Source organism: Klebsiella sp. GFKo11 (assembly GCF_056490265.1).
Genome location: NZ_CM151369.1, coordinates 1,993,781 through 2,012,684 on the forward strand (window position 1 = coordinate 1,993,781; position 18,904 = coordinate 2,012,684).

20 protein-coding genes and 1 pseudogene are annotated in these 18,904 nt (G+C 54.0%); 18 read left to right on the top strand and 3 right to left on the bottom strand.

What is annotated here, in order from left to right; all coding sequences use genetic code 11:
• Positions 1-57 precede the first annotated feature (57 nt).
• The 17 genes and pseudogenes from AC07P6_RS09670 (at position 58) to AC07P6_RS09750 (ending at position 14,570) form a co-directional block, all read left to right on the top strand.
• A complete protein-coding gene (locus AC07P6_RS09670) occupies positions 58-1,125 on the top strand; it encodes a FecCD family ABC transporter permease (protein ID WP_110272364.1) in 1,068 nt (355 codons plus the stop codon).
• Entirely contained in the window at positions 1,122-1,937 is an 816-nt protein-coding gene (locus AC07P6_RS09675) for an ABC transporter ATP-binding protein (protein ID WP_478316108.1), read from the top strand. The genes AC07P6_RS09670 and AC07P6_RS09675 overlap by 4 nt, the downstream gene beginning before the upstream one ends.
• 10 nt (positions 1,938-1,947) lie before the next feature.
• Positions 1,948-2,388, top strand: coding sequence for a pseudoazurin (locus AC07P6_RS09680; RefSeq protein WP_110272366.1), 441 nt, complete (start codon positions 1,948-1,950; stop codon positions 2,386-2,388).
• A gap of 27 nt (positions 2,389-2,415) precedes the next feature.
• On the top strand, positions 2,416-2,967 hold the full coding sequence (petA, locus tag AC07P6_RS09685; protein ID WP_110272367.1) for a ubiquinol-cytochrome c reductase iron-sulfur subunit: 552 nt from the start codon (positions 2,416-2,418) through the stop codon (positions 2,965-2,967).
• A gap of 1 nt (position 2,968) precedes the next feature.
• Positions 2,969-4,129: a cytochrome b gene (locus AC07P6_RS09690; RefSeq protein WP_478316109.1), complete on the top strand. Its 1,161-nt coding sequence runs from the start codon at positions 2,969-2,971 to the stop codon at positions 4,127-4,129.
• Between the two features lie 2 nt (positions 4,130-4,131).
• Positions 4,132-4,953 (top strand): cytochrome c1, encoded by an 822-nt coding sequence (locus tag AC07P6_RS09695; protein ID WP_478316110.1) that lies wholly within the window; start codon positions 4,132-4,134, stop codon positions 4,951-4,953.
• 1 nt (position 4,954) lies between these two features.
• On the top strand, positions 4,955-5,572 hold the full coding sequence (ccmA, locus tag AC07P6_RS09700) for a cytochrome c biogenesis heme-transporting ATPase CcmA (RefSeq protein WP_478316111.1): 618 nt from the start codon (positions 4,955-4,957) through the stop codon (positions 5,570-5,572).
• A complete protein-coding gene (gene ccmB / locus AC07P6_RS09705; protein ID WP_478316112.1) occupies positions 5,569-6,237 on the top strand; it encodes a heme exporter protein CcmB in 669 nt (222 codons plus the stop codon). The genes ccmA and ccmB overlap by 4 nt, the downstream gene beginning before the upstream one ends.
• 70 nt (positions 6,238-6,307) lie before the next feature.
• Positions 6,308-7,045, top strand: coding sequence for a heme ABC transporter permease (locus tag AC07P6_RS09710; RefSeq protein ID WP_478316113.1), 738 nt, complete (start codon positions 6,308-6,310; stop codon positions 7,043-7,045).
• On the top strand, positions 7,042-7,245 hold the full coding sequence (gene ccmD / locus AC07P6_RS09715; RefSeq protein ID WP_434662358.1) for a heme exporter protein CcmD: 204 nt from the start codon (positions 7,042-7,044) through the stop codon (positions 7,243-7,245). The genes AC07P6_RS09710 and ccmD overlap by 4 nt, the downstream gene beginning before the upstream one ends.
• Complete coding sequence (ccmE, locus tag AC07P6_RS09720; protein WP_478316114.1) at positions 7,242-7,709, top strand: cytochrome c maturation protein CcmE; 468 nt, start codon at positions 7,242-7,244, stop codon at positions 7,707-7,709. The genes ccmD and ccmE overlap by 4 nt, the downstream gene beginning before the upstream one ends.
• Positions 7,706-9,631: a heme lyase CcmF/NrfE family subunit gene (locus AC07P6_RS09725; RefSeq protein ID WP_478316115.1), complete on the top strand. Its 1,926-nt coding sequence runs from the start codon at positions 7,706-7,708 to the stop codon at positions 9,629-9,631. Before ccmE ends, AC07P6_RS09725 begins: the two co-directional genes overlap by 4 nt.
• Positions 9,628-10,185, top strand: a complete 558-nt coding sequence (locus AC07P6_RS09730; RefSeq protein WP_142981968.1) for a DsbE family thiol:disulfide interchange protein — start codon at positions 9,628-9,630, stop codon at positions 10,183-10,185. The genes AC07P6_RS09725 and AC07P6_RS09730 overlap by 4 nt, the downstream gene beginning before the upstream one ends.
• Positions 10,182-11,021 (top strand): annotated as a pseudogene (locus tag AC07P6_RS09735) (cytochrome c-type biogenesis protein CcmH); the annotation flags it as partial. The gene AC07P6_RS09730 and the pseudogene AC07P6_RS09735, both read left to right, overlap by 4 nt.
• Before the next feature lie 338 nt (positions 11,022-11,359).
• Positions 11,360-12,295, top strand: a complete 936-nt coding sequence (locus AC07P6_RS09740) for a pseudouridine kinase (RefSeq protein WP_182239977.1) — start codon at positions 11,360-11,362, stop codon at positions 12,293-12,295.
• Positions 12,288-13,223 (top strand): pseudouridine-5'-phosphate glycosidase, encoded by a 936-nt coding sequence (locus AC07P6_RS09745; protein WP_182239976.1) that lies wholly within the window; start codon positions 12,288-12,290, stop codon positions 13,221-13,223. Before AC07P6_RS09740 ends, AC07P6_RS09745 begins: the two co-directional genes overlap by 8 nt.
• Before the next feature lie 96 nt (positions 13,224-13,319).
• Positions 13,320-14,570: a NupC/NupG family nucleoside CNT transporter gene (locus tag AC07P6_RS09750; protein ID WP_182207393.1), complete on the top strand. Its 1,251-nt coding sequence runs from the start codon at positions 13,320-13,322 to the stop codon at positions 14,568-14,570.
• 34 nt (positions 14,571-14,604) lie between these two features.
• On the opposite strand, the gene AC07P6_RS09755 is transcribed toward AC07P6_RS09750, so the two are convergent.
• From AC07P6_RS09755 to AC07P6_RS09765, 3 genes are all read right to left on the bottom strand, one after another.
• The gene (locus AC07P6_RS09755) at positions 14,605-15,693 is read right to left on the bottom strand and encodes a sugar kinase (protein ID WP_181485569.1); all 1,089 of its coding nucleotides are present in this window, start codon (positions 15,691-15,693) and stop codon (positions 14,605-14,607) included.
• 1 nt (position 15,694) lies between these two features.
• Positions 15,695-16,552, bottom strand: coding sequence for a deoxyribonuclease IV (nfo, locus tag AC07P6_RS09760; protein ID WP_182239972.1), 858 nt, complete (start codon positions 16,550-16,552; stop codon positions 15,695-15,697).
• Between the two features lie 97 nt (positions 16,553-16,649).
• Positions 16,650-17,699, bottom strand: coding sequence for a YeiH family protein (locus AC07P6_RS09765; protein WP_478316116.1), 1,050 nt, complete (start codon positions 17,697-17,699; stop codon positions 16,650-16,652).
• A 293-nt stretch (positions 17,700-17,992) separates the two neighbouring features.
• Here AC07P6_RS09765 and yieE point away from each other — a divergent pair, with 293 nt between their 5' ends.
• Positions 17,993-18,859: a DNA-binding transcriptional regulator YeiE gene (yieE, locus tag AC07P6_RS09770; RefSeq protein WP_181485571.1), complete on the top strand. Its 867-nt coding sequence runs from the start codon at positions 17,993-17,995 to the stop codon at positions 18,857-18,859.
• The last annotated feature ends 45 nt before the right edge of the window (positions 18,860-18,904 follow it).

The following is an 18,904-nucleotide window of genomic DNA, read 5'->3' on the forward strand; positions in this document are numbered from 1 at the left end:
CGCTATGTCCTTGCCCGGCATAGCGCATCTCCGTTACTCAGGAACGCAGATATAATCATGAGTGATTCTCGCAGGATGCGTCGCGCTGTTGGTCAGCTTGCGGTAAGAGTTGGTGGACATGCCATTTGGGTTAGTGTGCTGATGTGCTGCGTACTGCTGGCGGGGATCTCCATTGGCGAAACGCTTATCCCCTGGCAGCATGTACTCAGTACGCTGGCAAATCGTCTGCTTGATACTGACTATCCAGTCGATGCGCTGGATGCCGGGATCATCTGGAACTATCGCCTGACGCGAGCCCTGGTTTCTGCCTGCTGCGGCGCGTGCCTCGCGGTGTCCGGGGTAGTGCTACAGTCGATACTGCGTAATGCGCTTGCTGAGCCCTATCTGCTGGGCATTTCCGCCGGGGCTTCTACCGGTGCAGTACTGGTTGCGCTCACCGGTCTGGGGGCTGGGATCATCAGTATGTCATTTGGCGCTTTCATTGGTGCGCTGACGGCATTTCTGTTCGTCGCTCTGCTGGCGATGGCTGCAGGCGGCAGGCAAGGTGGTGGCATCACAACCCAAATCATTCTTGCTGGGATCGCCAGTTCGCAGCTATTCAACGCTATTACTTCACTGATCATCACCCGCTCAGCAAACGCCGAACAGGCGCGCGGTATTATGTTCTGGCTGTTGGGTAACCTGAGCGGCGTGCGCTGGCCCGATGTTGTATTAGCCATTCCTACTGCCCTGGTCGGTGTCGCGCTGTGCTTCTGTTATGCCCGCCATCTCGATGCTTTTTCCTTTGGCGCTGAGTCTGCGGCATCGTTAGGAATTCCTGTCAAACGCACCCGTGCGGTACTTATTGCCGCTGTCACCGGTATGACGGCGATTATGGTCTCCATCGTCGGTGCCATTGGTTTTGTTGGTCTGGTTATCCCCCACGCTGCCCGTATGTTGGTTGGTAACCAACACCATCGCCTGTTGCCAGTTAGCGCACTAATTGGGGCGATTTTTCTCATCATTGCCGATGTTATCTCCCGCACATTACTGCCCGGACAGGTATTACCTATAGGTGTGATCACGGCTCTGGTCGGCGCGCCCGCGTTTTCAATCATCCTGATCAGAGGAAATAAGGCCAAATGACCGTCAATCCTGTACTGCCTCCTTTAGCCTCGGCTGAAGTCGTTATCGAGGCGTGTAAACTGCGCTGGAAGGTAAAAGGCAAAGCGATCGTTGATGATGTCTCGCTCAGGGTGGCTCCCGGCGAGTTTGTCGGAATTATTGGCCCCAACGGGTCGGGTAAAACATCACTCATTTCGTTGTTAGCAGGTTTGTTGAAACCCACGTCTGGACTCATCACGCTACAGCACAAAGCACTCCACCATTACTCACGTCGCCATCTTGCACAGCAGGTGGCGCTGGTCGAACAACAGGCTGAGACAGGTGAACGTATTACCGCTTTGCAGGCCGTTTCGCTGGGACGGACCCCCTGGCTTAGCCTGCTCTCGCCCTGGTCCGCTAAAGATGACGATATCGTGCAAACGATGCTGAGGAAGGTCGATCTCCGCGAATTACAGCACCGTTGCTGGCATACCTTTTCTGGGGGAGAGAAACAGCGCCTGCATATCGCCCGGGCGCTGGCACAGCAGCCGCAGTTGTTGCTAATGGATGAACCTACCAACCACCTCGACATTCAACATCAGATTGGCCTGCTTAGCCTGGTTAAACGTGAAAAGCTCACGGTAATTGCCGCCCTGCACGACCTGAATCATGCCGCGATGTTTTGCGATCGCATCATCGTGATGAAGTCTGGACGCATGGTGATGCAGGGCGCTCCAGGCACCATTTTTACCCGGGAACACCTCAGCACCTGGTTTGGCATTGACGCCATTGTTGAACGCGAACCAGGCGGTACAAGCTGCTTTATTCGTTATCAGAGACCTGATGAATTCTAAGGAAGAATCGATGAAATACCTCAAACAGAGCCTGAAAGTTTTATGTTTACTGGCCTTCACTTCTTCAGTCTTCGCGCAAACTCATGAAGTATTAATGAAAAATCGCGGGACGGCAGGGCCAATGATCTATGAGCCGGATTACCTGGAGATCCAACCTGGTGATACGGTGAAGTTTATCCGTAAGCATAAAAGCCATAACGCGGCCTCCATCGCGGAACTGTCTCCGGCGGATTATCCGGGGTTTATGGGCAAAATCGATGAAGAGATCGAAGTGAAATATGACAATGCCGGATTTTACGGCGTCAAATGCACACCACACTACGCGCAGGGCATGGTGATGTTGATTAAGGTTGGTGATGCCACTCTGCCGGACAGCTATCGCGCGTTTAAAGCACCGGGAATTGCCGATAAACGCTTCCAGGATATCTACTCACGTATCGACAAGCAGTAGCTCGCGACACTCAGGGAGAATTGCGCTGTGGCGGATAACAAACATACCGGTGATGAAATTCAGGAGCAGCGCCGCGACTGCTTGTGCAGGCTGACAAAATTCGTTGGCGCTGCAGGCGTTGCCGCTGCCGTTTGGCCGCTGGTATCCGCTCTGGGCCCGGATGAAAAGACGGCCGGAGAAAATGAACCGATCGACGTCTCCCTTGCTGGTGTGGCTGTCGGTCAAACCGTTAGGCGTGTCTGGCAAGGCAAGCTCATTCTTATTCACCATCGGACTGCAGATGAGATAGCTGCCGCCCGGGATGTCGAAAGCCATAAACTCATTGACCCACAGGCAGACAACGAAAGGGTTAATGCCGATTATCCCCAATGGCTTGTTGTTCAGGGATATTGCCCTCATGCCGGGTGCGTGCCAAATGCCAGAGCTGGCGGACAGGGCTGGGTTTGTCCGTGCCACGGGTCTGAATTCGATGCCTCCGGACGCGTTACCCGCGGACCGGCGACCGCGAATCTGGCCGTTCCCGACTTTACTTTTCATCCCGATGGTCTGACCGTGCGCATCGGCGCTAAGGAAGTCTGAGATGACGACCGCGCGTGCTTATTCGCTCCGTTGGCGTATCCCTTTTCCCCGATCGGTTGCCGGACTCTGGGTATTTGCTATCGGCGCTATTCTGCTGGTCATGCTCGGCGTGCAGATCCTTACCGGTATCGTACTGGCGATGTTTTACGTGCCGACGGCTGAGCTGGCATTTGATTCCATCATGCATATTATGCGCACGGTAAGCCACGGAGAATTGCTGCGTAATCTGCACGCCACTGGCGCATCGCTTTTTTTCTTCGCCTGCTATCTACATATTTTTCGCGGCATGTACTACAACGTATATCGCAAGCCGTGGGTTGCAATGTGGATGATTAGCGTAACGCTATACGTCTTGCTGATGATTACCGCACTTCTTGGCTATAGCCTCATCTGGGGGCAAAAAAGCTACTGGGCGGCAACCGTTATTACTCGTTTTGTACAGGCCATCCCGCTGGTGGGCGATACGTTGTATGCGTTTCTGGTCGGCGGCTATACGCCAGGTACCCCGATGCTTGGCCGTTTTTTTGTTCTGCACTTTATGCTTCCCTTCGCAATTGTTGTCGCGACGATCTTCCACGTTCGTAGTGTCCAGTCTGCTTTTGCGCAGGCGATGAAGAAGACCTTTAGTGAGAAAGAGTCCAGAAAGCTTTTTTTTGATTATAAAATCACCGATCTTGATGCCATCAAAATCACTCTGTTTTTGATGCTCTTCGCCTGGTTTTTATTCTTCGCGCCGCACTACCTGAGCAGCGCAGATAACTTTATCCCGGCTGATCCAACGGTTACGCCAGCGATTGTGGCACCTGAATGGTACTTTCTTCCTTTCTTCTCGATGCTTCGATGTTTTCCGAATGAATTCGCCGGGTTAGTCGCGATGTGCGGCTCGGTATTGATTTTCTATTTCTTGCCCTGGCTTGATTCCTCTCGGGCCCGTTTTCGCCACTACAGCAAGCTGGTTAAGTGCGGCTTTTGGCTGTGGGTTATCAATGCTTGCTTTTTAGGCTGGCTGGGAACAAAAGCGCTGGTGGGACCTGACCTTATTGACGGTTTCCGCAATCAAGAGGGCTGGATCCGCGCGGCGTCGCAGCTTTCAACGCTGATCTGGTTTGCCTGGTTTTTAATCGTGCTGCCCTGCCGCCGTTTTCTGGAAAAACAGGACTGAAGATGACGCGATTATTGAAATTCAGCGTTTTGTGTCTGTCACTTTTAGAGCTGGGTTCTGCTTGGGCGAAAGAGCCCACGCCTGTGCGGCAGGACTGGAGCTTTAGCGGCATCACGGGCCAGTATGATAAAGATCAGCTTCGGCGCGGCATGCAGGTTTATGAAGAGAAGTGTCGCGCCTGTCACGGTATGAAATACCTCACTTTTCGCACCCTGACCAGACCCGGCGGCCCGGAACTCACGCTCGAAGAAGCAAAAAGTATCGCCAGCGGCTATCAGTTCCCTGACATACAGGATGACGGCCAGGTTGGCGAGCGGGACGGTACGCTAAATGACAGTTTTATATCGCCATATCTTAACGTTCAGGAAGCGCGATACCTTAACAATGGTGCCGAACCCGTTGACCTGAGCTATATCGTCCGGGCCCGCTCATATGATCGCGGATTTCCGCAATTCCTGTTTGATGCCTTTTTACCCTACACGGATCAGGGGGCGGATTATGTCTTCGCACTATTAACCGGTTACCGGCCCGATGATCCTGAAATGAAGGCTAATCGCTACTTTCCTGGTGGCGTGATTAATATGCCAAAGCCGCTTACGGATGGCGAAATTCATTGGCAAACGGCGTCACAGATAGCCGAAACAGAAGAGCAGTATGCTCAGGATGTCACCGCCTTTCTGGCATGGGCTGCGGATCCGGATCTCAGGGCGCGAAAACAGCAGGGAATTTACGTCATGGGTTACCTCACCGTGATGCTGGGATTGCTATGGGTTTTACGACGAATGAAGAGACGTTCGCCGAAATCAGCGAGAGAGAGTGGGTAATATGCTTGAAGCCAGACAGCTCCGCTGCGAGCGAGATGAACGAATCTTGTTTAGCGATTTATCATTCCAGGTGAAAGCGGGGGAGTGGATACAAATTACCGGGGGCAACGGCGTAGGGAAAACGACTTTGCTACGGTTGCTCAGTGGACTGGCTCGCCCTGACGTCGGGGGAGTGTACTGGCAGGTGCAGCCGCTGCATCGTGTGCGCGACAGCTATCAACAAAACCTGCTGTGGATTGGCCATCAGCCAGGGATTAAAACCCGGCTTTCGGCGCTAGAGAACCTGCGTTTTTTCCATCATGACGGTAACGCAGCTCAATGTATGAATGCGCTGGCTCAGGCGGGTCTTGCCGGATACGAAGATATTCCCGTTAATCAACTCTCCGCCGGGCAGCAGCGCCGGGTTGCCCTGGCGCGACTCTGGCTGACGCGCGCTACGCTCTGGATCCTCGACGAACCTTTTACCGCCATTGATATGAACGGCGTGGAGCGCCTGACGCAACGAATGGCGCAGCACACCGAGCGGGGCGGCATTGTCATTCTCACCACCCATCAGCCCATAAACGTGGCGACCGATAAGATTCGCCGCATTGCGCTGAGCGGCGAGGAGGCTGGGTGATGATGTGGCGGATTTTTCGTCTTGAGCTAAGGGTGGCGTTTCGCCATCGTGCAGAAATCGCCAATCCGCTGTGGTTCTTCCTGATTGTTATTACGTTGTTTCCACTGAGTGTTGGCTCTGAGCCGCAGCTTTTGGCACGCATTGCCCCCGGGATTATCTGGGTCGCTGCGCTGCTTTCCTCGCTGCTGGCGCTGGATCGCCTGTTTCGCGACGACTTACAGGACGGGAGCCTCGAACAACTGATGCTGCTACCGCTGCCGTTATCAGCGGTGGTACTGGCGAAGGTAATGGCCCACTGGGTGGTGACCGGCCTGCCGCTGCTTATCCTCTCACCACTGGTGGCGCTGCTGTTAGGAATGGACGTTTACGGCTGGCAAATCATGGCACTGACCCTGCTGCTGGGAACGCCGACGCTGAGCTTTCTCGGCGCGCCGGGCGTTGGGTTGACCATCGGGCTAAAGCGCGGAGGCGTGCTACTGAGCGTGCTGGTGCTGCCGCTGACCATTCCGTTACTGATTTTTGCGACCGCCGCGATGGAGGCGGCTGCTATGCATCTGCCTGTTAAGGATTACATGGCGATTCTGGGCGCGTTGCTGACGGGCAGCGCAACGTTGAGCCCCTTTGCGACGGCGGCTGCGCTACGTATCAGCTTGCAGGCCGGATAAGGCGTTTGCACCGCCATCCGGCAAAGGTTTTATCAACACACTCATTACTATCTGCTCTGGTGACTCAATTATGTGGAAAACACTCTATCAGCTAGCGAATCCCCCGCAGCTTTATCTGCTCTGCGGCAGGCTGGTCCCGTGGCTGGGCATTGGCAGTGCACTGTTGCTGGCTGTGGGCTGGAGCTGGGGATTCGGCTTTGCGCCTGCGGATTACCTGCAGGGAGACAGCTACCGCATTATCTATCTGCACGTACCGGCTGCGATGTGGTCGATGGGGATTTATGCTCTGATGGCAATTGCGGCGTTTATAGGCCTGGTCTGGCAGATGAAAATGGCCAACCTGGCACTGGTGGCGATGGCACCGGTTGGCGCGGTGTTTACCTTTATTGCGCTGGCGACCGGTTCAGCGTGGGGGAAACCGATGTGGGGTACCTGGTGGGTGAGGGACGCAAGGCTGACTTCTGAACTGGTGCTGCTGTTTCTTTACGTCGGCGTGATTGCCCTGTGGCACGGCTTTGACGATCGACGTCTGGCCGGGCGTGCGGTGGGCATTCTGGTACTGATAGGTGTGGTTAACCTGCCGATTATTCACTACTCGGTGGAGTGGTGGAACACTCTGCATCAGGGATCAACCAACATGCAGCAAAGCATTGACCCGGCGATGCGTACGCCGCTGCGCCTGGCGATTATTGGCTACCTGCTGCTGTTTATTTCGCTGGCGCTGATGCGCATGTGCAACCTGATTTTGCTAATGGAAAAACGTCGCCCGTGGGTGGGTGAGCTGATTTTAAACAGAGGTCGCCGATGAGCAATGCATTTGCAACCTGGGGTGATTTCTTCGCCATGGGCGGTTATGCCTTTTACATCTGGCTGGCAGTAGTGATGACGGTTATCCCGCTGGCGGTGCTGGTTCTACACACGACGAGACAACATCGTTCGATTTTACGTAGCGTGGCGCAACAGCAAGCCCGCGAAGCCCGCATGCGCGCGGCGCGGGAGGCAGTATGAATATTCGGCTTAACAACCGTCTGTGGGTGGCCCTCGCGATACTGGCGGGGTTAACGCTGACCATCACGCTGGTGCTCTACGCGCTGCGCTCTAACATCGACCTGTTTTATACGCCAGGTGAAATCCTTTATGGCAAGCGTGAAACACAGCAACGGCCGGTGGTGGGCCAGCGCCTGCGCGTTGGTGGAATGGTGATGCCCGGCAGCGTCAGGCGCGAGCCAAATTCACTGAAGGTTAATTTCAGCATCTACGACGCTGAAGGCTCGGTGGACGTCAGTTATGAAGGTATTCTGCCGGATCTGTTCCGCGAAGGGCAGGGCGTGGTGGTGCAGGGGGAACTGGGCGAGAAAAATCATCTGCTGGCGAAAGAAGTACTCGCTAAGCATGATGAAAACTACACCCCGCCGGAAGTGAAAAAAGCGATTCAGGAGCACCATCGTCGCCCGGAGAGCAAGTCATCATGATGCCTGAAATCGGTAACGGACTGCTGTGCATGGCGCTCGGCATCGCGCTATTGCTCTCCATCTACCCGCTGTGGGGCGTTGTGCGTGGCGATAGGCGAATGATGGCATCTTCCCGGCTCTTCGCCTGGCTGTTGTTTTTCCTCGTAATGGGCGCTTTTATGGTGCTGATCAACGCCTTCGTGGTGAACGACTTTACGCTGAATTACGTTACCAGCAATTCTCACACCAAGTTACCGGTGTGGTATCGCGTGGCGGCAACCTGGGGCGCGCATGAAGGGTCGTTACTGCTGTGGATGCTGTTGATGAGCGGCTGGACGTTTGCCGTGGCGCTGTTCAGTCAGCGCATTCCGCTCGATATCGTCGCCCGCGTGCTGGCGATAATGGGGATGATAAGCGTCGGCTTCCTGTTGTTTATCCTGTTTACCTCCAACCCGTTTACCCGCACGCTGCCGGAGTTCCCGATTGAAGGACGCGACCTGAATCCGCTGTTGCAAGATCCGGGGCTAATTTTCCATCCGCCGCTGCTGTATATGGGTTATGTCGGCTTCTCGGTGGCTTTTGCCTTTGCGATTGCCGCCCTGCTGAGCGGGCGGCTGGACAGCACCTTTGTGCGTTTTTCCCGTCCCTGGACGCTGGCGGCATGGGCCTTTCTGACGCTGGGCATTGTGTTGGGCTCGGTTTGGGCCTATTACGAGCTGGGCTGGGGCGGCTGGTGGTTCTGGGATCCCGTGGAAAACGCCTCGTTGATGCCATGGCTGGTTGGTACCGCGCTGGTGCATTCGTTGGCTGTAACGGAGCAGCGTGCCAGTTTTAAAGCCTGGACGCTATTGCTCGCCATCTGTGCATTTTCTCTGTGCCTGCTGGGCACCTTCCTCGTGCGTTCCGGCGTGCTGGTTTCGGTTCACGCTTTTGCTTCTGACCCGTCGCGCGGGATGTTTATTCTTGCGTTTATGGTGTTAGTTATCGGTGGCTCGCTGCTGCTGTTCGCTATCCGTGGGCACAGGGTGCGATCGCGAGTGAAAAACGCTCTCTGGTCACGGGAGTCGCTGCTGCTTGGTAACAACGTCCTGTTGGTTACCGCCATGCTGGTGGTGCTGTTGGGGACGCTGCTGCCGCTGGTGCATAAACAGTTGGGGATGGGCAGCATCTCCATCGGCATGCCGTTTTTTAACATCATGTTCAGCTGGCTGATGGCACCGTTTGCGCTACTGCTGGGCATCGGCCCGTTGGTGCGCTGGGGACGCGATCGTCCACGCAAGCTGCAGCGTCTACTGATTATCGCCCTGGGGAGCACCCTGGCGCTGTCTCTGCTCCTGCCGTGGCTATTTGAAAGCAAGGTTGTCGCCATGACGGTGGTCGGGCTGGCGATGGCCTGCTGGGTCTTTGTACTGGCGATGGCGGAAGTCGCTTTGCGTATTTCACGCGGCGCAAAGATGACCCTCAGTTACTGGGGGATGGTCGCCGGTCATGTCGGTGTGGCAGTGACGGTTGTCGGTATTGCTTTCAGCCAGAACTACAGCGTGGAGCGCAATGTGCGAATGAAGGCTGGCGATAGTATCGAAATACATAATTATCGCTTCATCTTCCGTGAAGTCAAAGAGGTGACCGGGCCGAACTATCGCGGCGGCGTGGCTATGATTGGCGTCACGCGAAATGGCAAAGCGGAAGCGGTACTGCATGCAGAAAAACGTTTTTATAACAGTACCCGCTCAGTGATGACCGAAGCGGCGGTTGACGGTGGATTCACTCGTGATCTGTATGCTGCCCTTGGTGAAGAGCTGGACAACGGCGCGTGGGCTGTGCGGCTGTATTACAAACCGTTTATTCGCTGGATTTGGGCGGGTGGTTTATTAATGGCGCTGGGTGGGCTGCTGTGTCTGTGCGATCCACGCTATCGCCAGTCCGTGCCGGAGGCCGCATGAAGCACAGTTTACGGTTGATCCCGTTGATGATCTTTGTGGTCATCGCCGCGCTGATGCTGTGGCAGCTGGCGCGCAATGCTGAAGGGGATGACCCGATCATCCTGGAGTCGGCGTTGATCGGTAAACCGGTGCCGACCTTTCGTCTTGAGTCGCTGGAGAATCCCGGGCAGTACTATCAGGCAGATGCGCTAATCCAAGGCAAACCGCTGCTGCTCAACGTCTGGGCGACCTGGTGCCCGACCTGCCGCGCCGAGCATCAGTATCTGAATCAGCTCGCGGTGCAGGGGATCCGCGTGGTGGGGATGAACTATAAAGACGAGCGGCAGAAAGCGATGACCTGGCTGAAAGTATTGGGAAATCCTTACGCGTTGAGCCTGTTTGATGGCGATGGGAGGATGGGACTGGATCTGGGGGTTTCCGGCGCACCGGAAACCTTCCTGATCGATGGAAAAGGATTTATTCGTTATCGCCATGCGGGCGATCTCAACGAGCGGGTGTGGGAGTGTGAATTCAGGTCACTTTGGGAGCAATACAGCAGGGAGGCTGCGCAATGAGGGTGTTACTGGGCGTGCTGATGCTGATTGTTTCCGGGTCGGCGCTGGCCGCCATCGACGTCATGCCGTTTAAGGATGAAGCTCAGGAGCAGCGGTTTCGCCAGCTTACTGAGCAGCTGCGCTGCCCAAAATGCCAGAACAACAGTATTGCTGATTCCAGCTCGATGATTGCCACTGACCTGCGGCAGAAGGTTTATGAGCTGATGCAGGAGGGGAAAAGTAAGCAGGAGATCATCGATTATATGGTGGCGCGCTACGGCAACTTCGTCACCTACGATCCGCCATTAACCCCGCTGACTATTCTGCTGTGGGTGCTACCGGTTGCCGCTGTCGCCACTGGCGGCTGGATTATTTTTGCCCGTTCGCACCGCCGCGTGCGGCTGAAGCAGGAAGCATTTCCTGACGACATTCACACGGAGGGTAAACAGGGTGGAGTTGCCATTTATATTCCGGGGATCGCTATTGCGCTGGTCGTCGCGACCCTCAGCTATTACCAGACCGGTAGCTACAAGCAAGTAAAAATCTGGCAGCAGGCGACGGCGCAGCTGCCAACTCTATTGAAACGAGTCCTGTATCCGAAAGAAAAACCGCTCAATCAAGAGGAGATGGCGCGCCTGGCTCTGGGTTTACGTACGCGTTTGCATAGCGATCCTGGTAGTGTAGAAGGCTGGGTTATTCTTGGTCGACTCGGGATGGCATCAGGAAATGTCGATATGGCGACTCAGGCGTATGCCAACGCCTGGCGGCTGGATCCAAATAATAGCGATGCGGCGCAGGGCTATAAGCAAGCGATTACTCGCTCATCAGGAACGAATGACAACCTTTGGAGTGCAGAATAATTAAGCCCAGGTCCTTTCTCATCAGAAAATCCCCTCATAGCGTGAACGGTTAGCGTTCCTGTATACAGCCGGGACCTTGCGTCAATCTCGTCATATGTGCTCTCCTTCGCATTTTTTAACTGTTTAAAAACCATACTGGCCGAAATCTGTGATTGGGTTCATGTTCATATGAAAATCCTATTTACATCCCCTTTACTTTGAAAGTTCATTGCTTATTATAAACACATGTTCATAATCAAACATGTGTTTTATTAGGTTGATCTGAATAGAGGAAGACCTATTTCTTTGTATTAAATAATTCTATTTTTACAGCATTCTGTGCTGGAGGTATTTATATGCCTGAAAATGATTATGTTGTGATTATTGGTTCGGCAAATATGGATGTTGCTGGTTATTCTAATACGTCGCTGAACTATGCTGATTCAAATCCTGGGAAAATAAAGTATACGCCCGGTGGGGTAGGTAGGAACATAGCGCAAAACATTGCCTTATTGAATAAATCTTCATGGTTATTATCCGTCGTTGGCGATGATTTTTATGGCCATTCTTTGCTGGCTCAGACTGCACAATCGGGGGTACATGTCGATAAATGTCAGGTCATCAAAGGCGAGGGTACATCCAGCTATTTATCGTTGCTTGATAATACCGGTGAAATGCTGGTGGCGATAAATGATATGAGCATTACTGAGCATATTACGGCGGAATTTCTAAGCCAACATCAGGCCTTTATCTGTGAAGCCACGGTGATTGTTGTTGATTGTAATATCAGTGAGGCAGCGCTGGCCTGGTTGATGGAAAATACTGGTTCAACGCCCATTTTCGTTGACCCGGTTTCCGCCTGGAAATGCGTGAAAGTTCGCCAACATCTGGGGCGAATCCATACCCTGAAACCGAATCGCATCGAGGCGGAAACCCTCAGTGGAATCTCGCTGTCCGGCACCGATGATGTGGCTCGCGTTGCCGACTGGTTTCACCAGCATGGCCTGAAGCGCCTGGTACTGAGCATGGGTGGAGATGGCGTTTACTACAGCGAAAAGGATGGCGAACACGGCTGGTCGGCACCGCTAAAAACCCAGGTTGTGAATGTGACTGGCGCGGGTGATGCCATGATGGCCGGTCTTGCATCCTGTTGGCTGGACGGTTGTTCATTTTCTCAAGCGGTGCAGTTCGCTCAAGGGTGCTCTTCCCTCGCGCTCTCATCGGAATTTACCAATAATCCTGAATTATCTTACGCAAACGTAAAAAAATTAGTGGAGAAAGATTATGTCTGAATTAAATATTTCCTCTGAATTATTACAGATCTCTGCGGAAGTACAGCAAGCATTGAAAAATAACCAGCCAATCGTGGCGCTTGAATCAACCATTATTTCTCACGGCATGCCATTCCCTGAAAATGCGCAAACGGCGCTGGAAGTGGAAGAAACTATTCGTCGGCAGGGGGCCGTTCCGGCAACGATTGCGATTATCCATGGGGTAATGAAGGTCGGTTTAAGTCGAGAGGAAATAGAACTTCTTGGCCGTGAAGGGCATAACGTCACTAAAGTTAGCCGTCGGGACTTACCGTTTGTGGTTGCTGCGGGCTTAAATGGTGCGACCACCGTAGCGTCCACCATGATCATCGCGGCGATGGCCGGAATTAAAGTCTTTGCCACCGGTGGTATTGGTGGTGTGCATCGTGGAGCGGAGCAAACATTTGATATTTCCGCCGATCTTCAGGAACTGGCGAATACGAATGTCACCGTAGTTTGTGCCGGTGCGAAATCTATTCTCGACCTGGGCCTGACGACTGAATATTTAGAAACTTTCGGTGTTCCGCTTATTGGTTATCAAACCTCGGCGCTCCCGGCATTCTTCTGCCGTACCAGCCCGTTTGACGTCAGCATTCGGCTTAACAGCGCCAAAGAAATCGCCAAAGCGATGGCGGTGAAATGGCAGTCGAGCCTGAAGGGCGGCATGGTGGTAGCGAATCCTATCCCTGAGCAGTTCGCGATGCCGGAAGCGAAAATCAACGCCGCCATTGATCAGGCGGTGAGAGAAGCTGAAGAACAGGGCGTGGTGGGCAAAGAGAGTACGCCATTCCTGTTGGCCCGCGTCGCGGAACTGACCGGTGGAGACAGCCTGAAATCCAATATTCAGCTGGTCTTTAACAACGCTATCCTGGCCTGCGAGATTGCCAAAGAGTATCAGCAGATCGCGTAACGATAACTGCGGGCTGTTTGCGGTTGCCCGCCCCGATATCAAATGTACCGAAAACCTGGCCTGAGGCCGGGTTTTCCACCAGGTAAGGATATCATTATGGACATCATGAGAAGTCTTTTGGGGATGGTGGTGTTACTGGCCATCGCCTTTGTGCTGTCAGTGAATAAAAAACGCATCAGCATCAGAACCGTAGGCGCAGCGCTGTTGCTGCAAATCGTCATCGGCGGGGTAATGCTCTATTTTCCGCCAGGTAAATGGCTGGTCGAACAGGCGGCGCTTGGGGTGCATAAAGTTATGTCCTATAGCGATGCCGGGAGCGCGTTTATTTTTGGCTCGCTGGTTGGCCCAAAGATGGATGTGCTGTTTGACGGTGCGGGGTTTGTGTTTGCCTTTCGCGTTCTGCCGGCCATTATTTTCGTTACCGCGCTGATAAGCCTCCTTTACTATCTCGGCGTGATGGGACTGCTGATTCGCATTTTGGGCGGTATCTTCCAGAAAGCGCTGAATATCAGCAAAATTGAATCGTTTGTTGCTGTAACCACCATTTTTCTGGGGCAGAACGAGATCCCGGCGATCGTCAAACCGTTTATCGACAAGCTTAACCGCAACGAACTGTTTACCGCGATTTGTAGCGGGATGGCCTCAATCGCCGGGTCGATGATGATTGGTTATGCCGGTATGGGCGTACCGATCGACTACCTGTTGGCTGCGTCGTTGATGGCTATTCCCGGTGGGATCCTGTTTGCTCGTATGCTCAGCCCGGCAACCGAAGCGTCGCAGGTGACTTTTGAGAATCTCTCTTTCACCGAAACGCCGCCGAAAAGCATTATCGAAGCGGCGGCATCCGGGGCGATGACCGGGCTGAAAATTGCCGCAGGGGTAGCAACGGTAGTCATGGCGTTTGTGGCGATTATCGCCTTGTTGAACGGCATTATCGGTGGAATTGGCGGTTGGTTTGGTTTTGGTCACGCCACTCTGGAGGGGATCTTCGGTTATATCCTTGCGCCTCTGGCGTGGATTATGGGCGTTGACTGGAGCGATGCGACCCTGGCAGGCAGTCTGATTGGGCAGAAACTGGCGATCAACGAATTTGTTGCCTATCTCAACTTCTCGCCTTACTTGCAAACCGGCGGCACGCTGGATGTGAAAACCATCGCGATTATCTCGTTTGCGCTGTGCGGGTTTGCTAACTTTGGCTCAATTGGCGTGGTGGTCGGAGCGTTCTCCGCCATTTCCCCGCAGCGCGCGCCAGAAATTGCTCAGCTCGGAATGCGCGCCCTGGCGGCGGCAACGCTCTCTAATCTGATGAGCGCGACCATCGCCGGATTCTTTATTGGACTCGCGTAGCGTTAACCGTGCATCGCCTCTGCGGTGCACGGTGTTATACGCCTGAAAGTAAATTGAGTGCGTTATCGACGGATAAAGAAGGGTTGTTGATACTGTCGCTGGCGCGGGTGAGGGCGGTGCAAGCCATGGCAAAAGCGGCGCTCTCTTTAAAATCGCTACCATCAAGATAGCTATACAGCAGCCCGGCCATTAACCCATCATCGGCCCCGAAACTGTCGACCATCGTATGGCTCGGTAGACCCATCTGGAAGCGTTCACCTCCGATCTCGCTACAGAAAATAGAGTCGTCTTCCGCGCAGAGCACCACGCGCTGGGTACCCTGTTCGTGCAGCCATGACAGCGCACGATCGCGATCCGCATCGCTGGCGATCGTCTGTCCCCAGAGGATCTGTAATTCACGCAGCGTGGGCTTCAGCGTGTGGATCTTTGCCAACCACGGGCGAATACGGTGCGCTTTAAACTCCGACACCGTATCAACAAATACCGGAATAGCGTTGGCCAGAGTAAATACCCACTCCAGCGCCTGTTCCGTTAAATTACAGTCCACCAGAACCACGCCTGAATGAGTCAGCAGATCCCGGTACTGATTGAGTAGCTGTGGGGTAAGCGACTGTAAAATATGGGTATCATTGATCGCCAGAACCGTCTCTTCCTGCGGATTGGCGATGGATAAATAGGTGGCGGTATTATGACCGTGAAGGCGGATGCAACTCTGCACGTTAACCCCGGCCTGGCGGGTTTGTTCCAGCAACGTTTCACCGTAAAAATCGCTGCCAACGGCGGAAATCAAATGCACATCGCGGCCCAGCAGCGCCAGATTATGTGCAATATTGCGCGCTACGCCACCAGCGGAACACTGGATATTACCCGGGTTTGAAACCGGCTGTGGATAATGAATATCGGCAATCCCGCGAATATCCATATTGACCGCACCCAGAGAGACGCAATACTCCTGCTCGGTCAGGATGTAGCCTTTTCCCTTAATAGCCCCTTTGCGCGTGAGATCCATGATGTGTGCGGCTACGCGGGAACGACTAATCTGCAGAATATCGGCAATCTCGTGCTGCTGAATGAGCGGGTTACGCCGCAACATTTTAAGGATCTGCTTTTCCCTATCGTTCATATCAGACCACGGCCTCTTCTGTTTGCTGGGCCCGCAGCCAGGCGATTTCTTCTGCCCAGATATCCGGGTTAACGGTTTCCAGAATTAGCGGGATGCCGTCAAAACGGGGGTCCTGCATTATCCAGCGGAAAGCATCGTGGCCGATATTACCTTCGCCCAGGCTATGGTGACGGTCAACGCGGCTGCCGAAGGTACTTTTCGCATCGTTCAGGTGCATACCGCGCAGATACTGAAAACCGACAATGCGTTCGAAATCTGCGAAGGTTTTCTCACACTCTTCGGCGCTACGCAGGTCGTAACCAGCGGCAAAAGCGTGGCAGGTATCAATGCACACGCCCACGCGGGACTTATCTTCCACGCCGTCGATGATGGCGGCCAGATGCTCAAACTTAAAGCCCAGATTGCTGCCCTGACCGGCGGTATTTTCAATCACGGCCGTCACGCCTTCGGTTTTTGCCAACGCGATATTGATGGATTCAGCGATGCGCGCCAGGCACTGGTCTTCGGGGATCTGCTGTAAATGACTACCCGGATGGAAATTGAGCAACGTCAGGCCCAACTGCTGACAGCGGGAGAGTTCATCAATAAAGGCATCGCGGGATTTTTCCAGCGCGTCCTCAACCGGGTGGCCGAGGTTTATCAGATAGCTGTCGTGGGGCAGAATTTGTCCGGGTCCGAAATGATACTTTTCGCAGGCGGCTTTAAATTCAGCAATGGTCTCGTCGCTCAGCGGAGCGGCGCGCCACTGGCGCTGGTTTTTGGTAAAGAGGGCGAAGGCGGTCGCGCCGATTTCGGCGGCGCGAATGGCGGCATTGGCCACTCCGCCGGAGGCGCTGACGTGCGCTCCAATATATTTCATAAAAAAACTCCAGTTAAGCCGCTGGTTGGAGGGTAATGATAGCGGCTTAGCCGGAGAGTTACATCATCCTTAATAAAGCTTCGGTATTGAGTGGGAGTCAGGCCAGCAGGCTGTGAATGGCCAGGTTAATCGCACCGCCGCCGACAATCAGCCAGACGAAGAGCATTAGCGCCATCAGCAGCGGTTTGGCACCGGCTTTTTTCAGCGCGCTGACGTGAGTGGTCAGGCCCAGGGCAGCCATCGCCATTGCCAGCAGCACGGTATCCAGAGTCACCAGCATATCGACAACCGCTTTCGGCAGCAGATGGAAAGAGTTAAACACCGCCACCACAATAAACAGGATCGCAAACCACGGAATGGTGATTTTGCTTTTTTCACCGCTTCCCGCCGGGGTTAACTGCTTAACGCGAGCGGCCAGGAACAGCAGGAACGGAGCCAGCATCATGACGCGCAGCATTTTGGCGATGACCGCTGCGTTTTCCGCATCCGGGCTGACGGCATGACCGGCTGCCACTACCTGGGCAACTTCATGCATGGTGGAACCCATATAGATGCCGTAGGCTTCCGGGGTAAACCAGTGCGCCAGGAAAGGGTAGATTGCCGGGTAGAGGAAGATAGCAATGGTCCCGAAAATCACCACTGTCGCGACGGCTACCGTGAATTTACTGGCTTCTGCTTTCACCACCGGTTCGGTGGCCAGTACCGCTGCTGCGCCGCAGATACTGCTGCCGGCACCAATCAGCCAACTGGTATGCTTATCCAGGCCGAAAACCTTTTGCCCTAAAAAACAGGCGATAAAAAAGGTGCTGGAAAGCGTCAGAACGTCAATGACGATACCGCTCACGCCAACATCGGCAATCTGGGCGAACGTCAGGCGAAAGCCGTATAAAATAATGCCCAGACGCAGCAGATGCTGTTTGGCAAAGATTACGCCGCCGTCGCAGGACTGCCATATTTTGGGGTAAATCGTATTACCGATCACCATGCCGAACAGAATAGCCAGCGTGAGTGCGCTGAAGCCTGCGCCAGAGATTGCCGGAAAACTACCGGCCCACAGTGCAGCGCCAGTTAATACGGCAGTCAGCGCCAGTCCAGGTGCAAAGTGCCACAATGGGCGATGTTTAGTCGGTAAAGTGAGTGCTGTCATAACCTTCTCCTTTGTCTGGGAAAAGCATACGACTCGCTGGTTTAAATATAAAATTGATTATATATTTATAATTAATCGAAATAAGTGGTATACCCGTCATACTTCAAGCTGCATCTTTGTTGGCTGCCTGCGCGTACCCGGGTCACGTACTATTTGTACGCTCCCTGGGATGCGCTTAGTTGCCGCCGCGATGCAACTCGAATTATTTAGGGTTTTCGCGTCTTTGGCGAAGCTCCCACAAACGGCAGATTGTCGGAGAGCCACGCTGTACATAAATGAAGGCAGGAAAGGCTATGCATATCACGCTACGACAGCTGGAAGTTTTTGCTGAAGTTTTAAAGAGTGGCTCTACAACACAGGCATCGCAAATGCTGGCGCTTTCGCAATCGGCAGTCAGCGCGGCGTTGACCGATCTGGAAGGCCAGTTGGGCGTGCAGTTGTTTGATCGTGTCGGCAAGCGACTGGTAGTTAATGAACATGGCAGGCTGCTTTATCCGCGAGCGCTGGCGCTGCTGGAGCGCGCGCTGGAGATAGAACAGCTGTTTCGCGGCGACAACGGCGCGATTCGCGTCTACGCCAGCAGCACCATCGGCAACTATATTCTGCCGGAAATCATTGCGCGCTACCGACGTGATCTCCCGGATTTACCGCTGGAACTAAGCGTGGGGAATAGCCAGGACGTCATTAATGCGGTGGCTGACCTGCGAGTGGATATCGGGCTGATTGAAGGCCCTTGTCACGCAGCAGATATCATTGCCGAGCCGTGGCTGGAAGATGAACTGGTGGTCTTCGCACCGCCAGATTCGCCGCTCCTTGAGGGGGAGGTGACGCTGCAACGGCTGGCGGAAGCGCCGTGGATCTTGCGCGAACACGGATCCGGAACCCGAGAAATTGTCGACTACTTATTATTGTCGCATTTACCGGCGTTTCATCTGGGGATGGAGTTGGGCAACTCTGAAGCTATTAAGCATGCGGTGCGTCATGGTTTAGGGATTAGCTGCCTGTCACGAAGAGTGGTGGCGGAACAGCTTGAGGTGGGATCGCTGGTGGAACTGTCTATCCCATTACCGCGCCTGACCCGAACGTTGTGGCGTATTCATCACCGGCAGAAGCATATTTCTAAGGCATTACAACGTTTTCTGCATTATTGCGAAGTGTAGAACCAGGGCTGGCATTTCCGGGATTTCATGCTTTACTAATAATCC

Excerpts from the sequence above, each read along its gene's own strand:
- AC07P6_RS09670 (WP_110272364.1), top strand. The coding sequence starts at position 58 with ATGAGTGATTCTCGCAGGATGCGTCGCGCTGTTGGTCAGCTTGCGGTA.
- AC07P6_RS09675 (WP_478316108.1), top strand. The coding sequence starts at position 1,122 with ATGACCGTCAATCCTGTACTGCCTCCTTTAGCCTCGGCTGAAGTCGTT.
- AC07P6_RS09680 (WP_110272366.1), top strand. The coding sequence starts at position 1,948 with ATGAAATACCTCAAACAGAGCCTGAAAGTTTTATGTTTACTGGCCTTC.
- AC07P6_RS09690 (WP_478316109.1), top strand. The coding sequence starts at position 2,969 with ATGACGACCGCGCGTGCTTATTCGCTCCGTTGGCGTATCCCTTTTCCC.
- AC07P6_RS09695 (WP_478316110.1), top strand. The coding sequence starts at position 4,132 with ATGACGCGATTATTGAAATTCAGCGTTTTGTGTCTGTCACTTTTAGAG.
- ccmA (WP_478316111.1), top strand. The coding sequence starts at position 4,955 with ATGCTTGAAGCCAGACAGCTCCGCTGCGAGCGAGATGAACGAATCTTG.
- AC07P6_RS09710 (WP_478316113.1), top strand. The coding sequence starts at position 6,308 with ATGTGGAAAACACTCTATCAGCTAGCGAATCCCCCGCAGCTTTATCTG.
- ccmD (WP_434662358.1), top strand. The coding sequence starts at position 7,042 with ATGAGCAATGCATTTGCAACCTGGGGTGATTTCTTCGCCATGGGCGGT.
- ccmE (WP_478316114.1), top strand. The coding sequence starts at position 7,242 with ATGAATATTCGGCTTAACAACCGTCTGTGGGTGGCCCTCGCGATACTG.
- AC07P6_RS09725 (WP_478316115.1), top strand. The coding sequence starts at position 7,706 with ATGATGCCTGAAATCGGTAACGGACTGCTGTGCATGGCGCTCGGCATC.
- AC07P6_RS09730 (WP_142981968.1), top strand. The coding sequence starts at position 9,628 with ATGAAGCACAGTTTACGGTTGATCCCGTTGATGATCTTTGTGGTCATC.
- AC07P6_RS09740 (WP_182239977.1), top strand. The coding sequence starts at position 11,360 with ATGCCTGAAAATGATTATGTTGTGATTATTGGTTCGGCAAATATGGAT.
- AC07P6_RS09745 (WP_182239976.1), top strand. The coding sequence starts at position 12,288 with ATGTCTGAATTAAATATTTCCTCTGAATTATTACAGATCTCTGCGGAA.
- AC07P6_RS09750 (WP_182207393.1), top strand. The coding sequence starts at position 13,320 with ATGGACATCATGAGAAGTCTTTTGGGGATGGTGGTGTTACTGGCCATC.
- AC07P6_RS09755 (WP_181485569.1), bottom strand. The coding sequence starts at position 15,693 with ATGAACGATAGGGAAAAGCAGATCCTTAAAATGTTGCGGCGTAACCCG.
- nfo (WP_182239972.1), bottom strand. The coding sequence starts at position 16,552 with ATGAAATATATTGGAGCGCACGTCAGCGCCTCCGGCGGAGTGGCCAAT.
- AC07P6_RS09765 (WP_478316116.1), bottom strand. The coding sequence starts at position 17,699 with ATGACAGCACTCACTTTACCGACTAAACATCGCCCATTGTGGCACTTT.
- yieE (WP_181485571.1), top strand. The coding sequence starts at position 17,993 with ATGCATATCACGCTACGACAGCTGGAAGTTTTTGCTGAAGTTTTAAAG.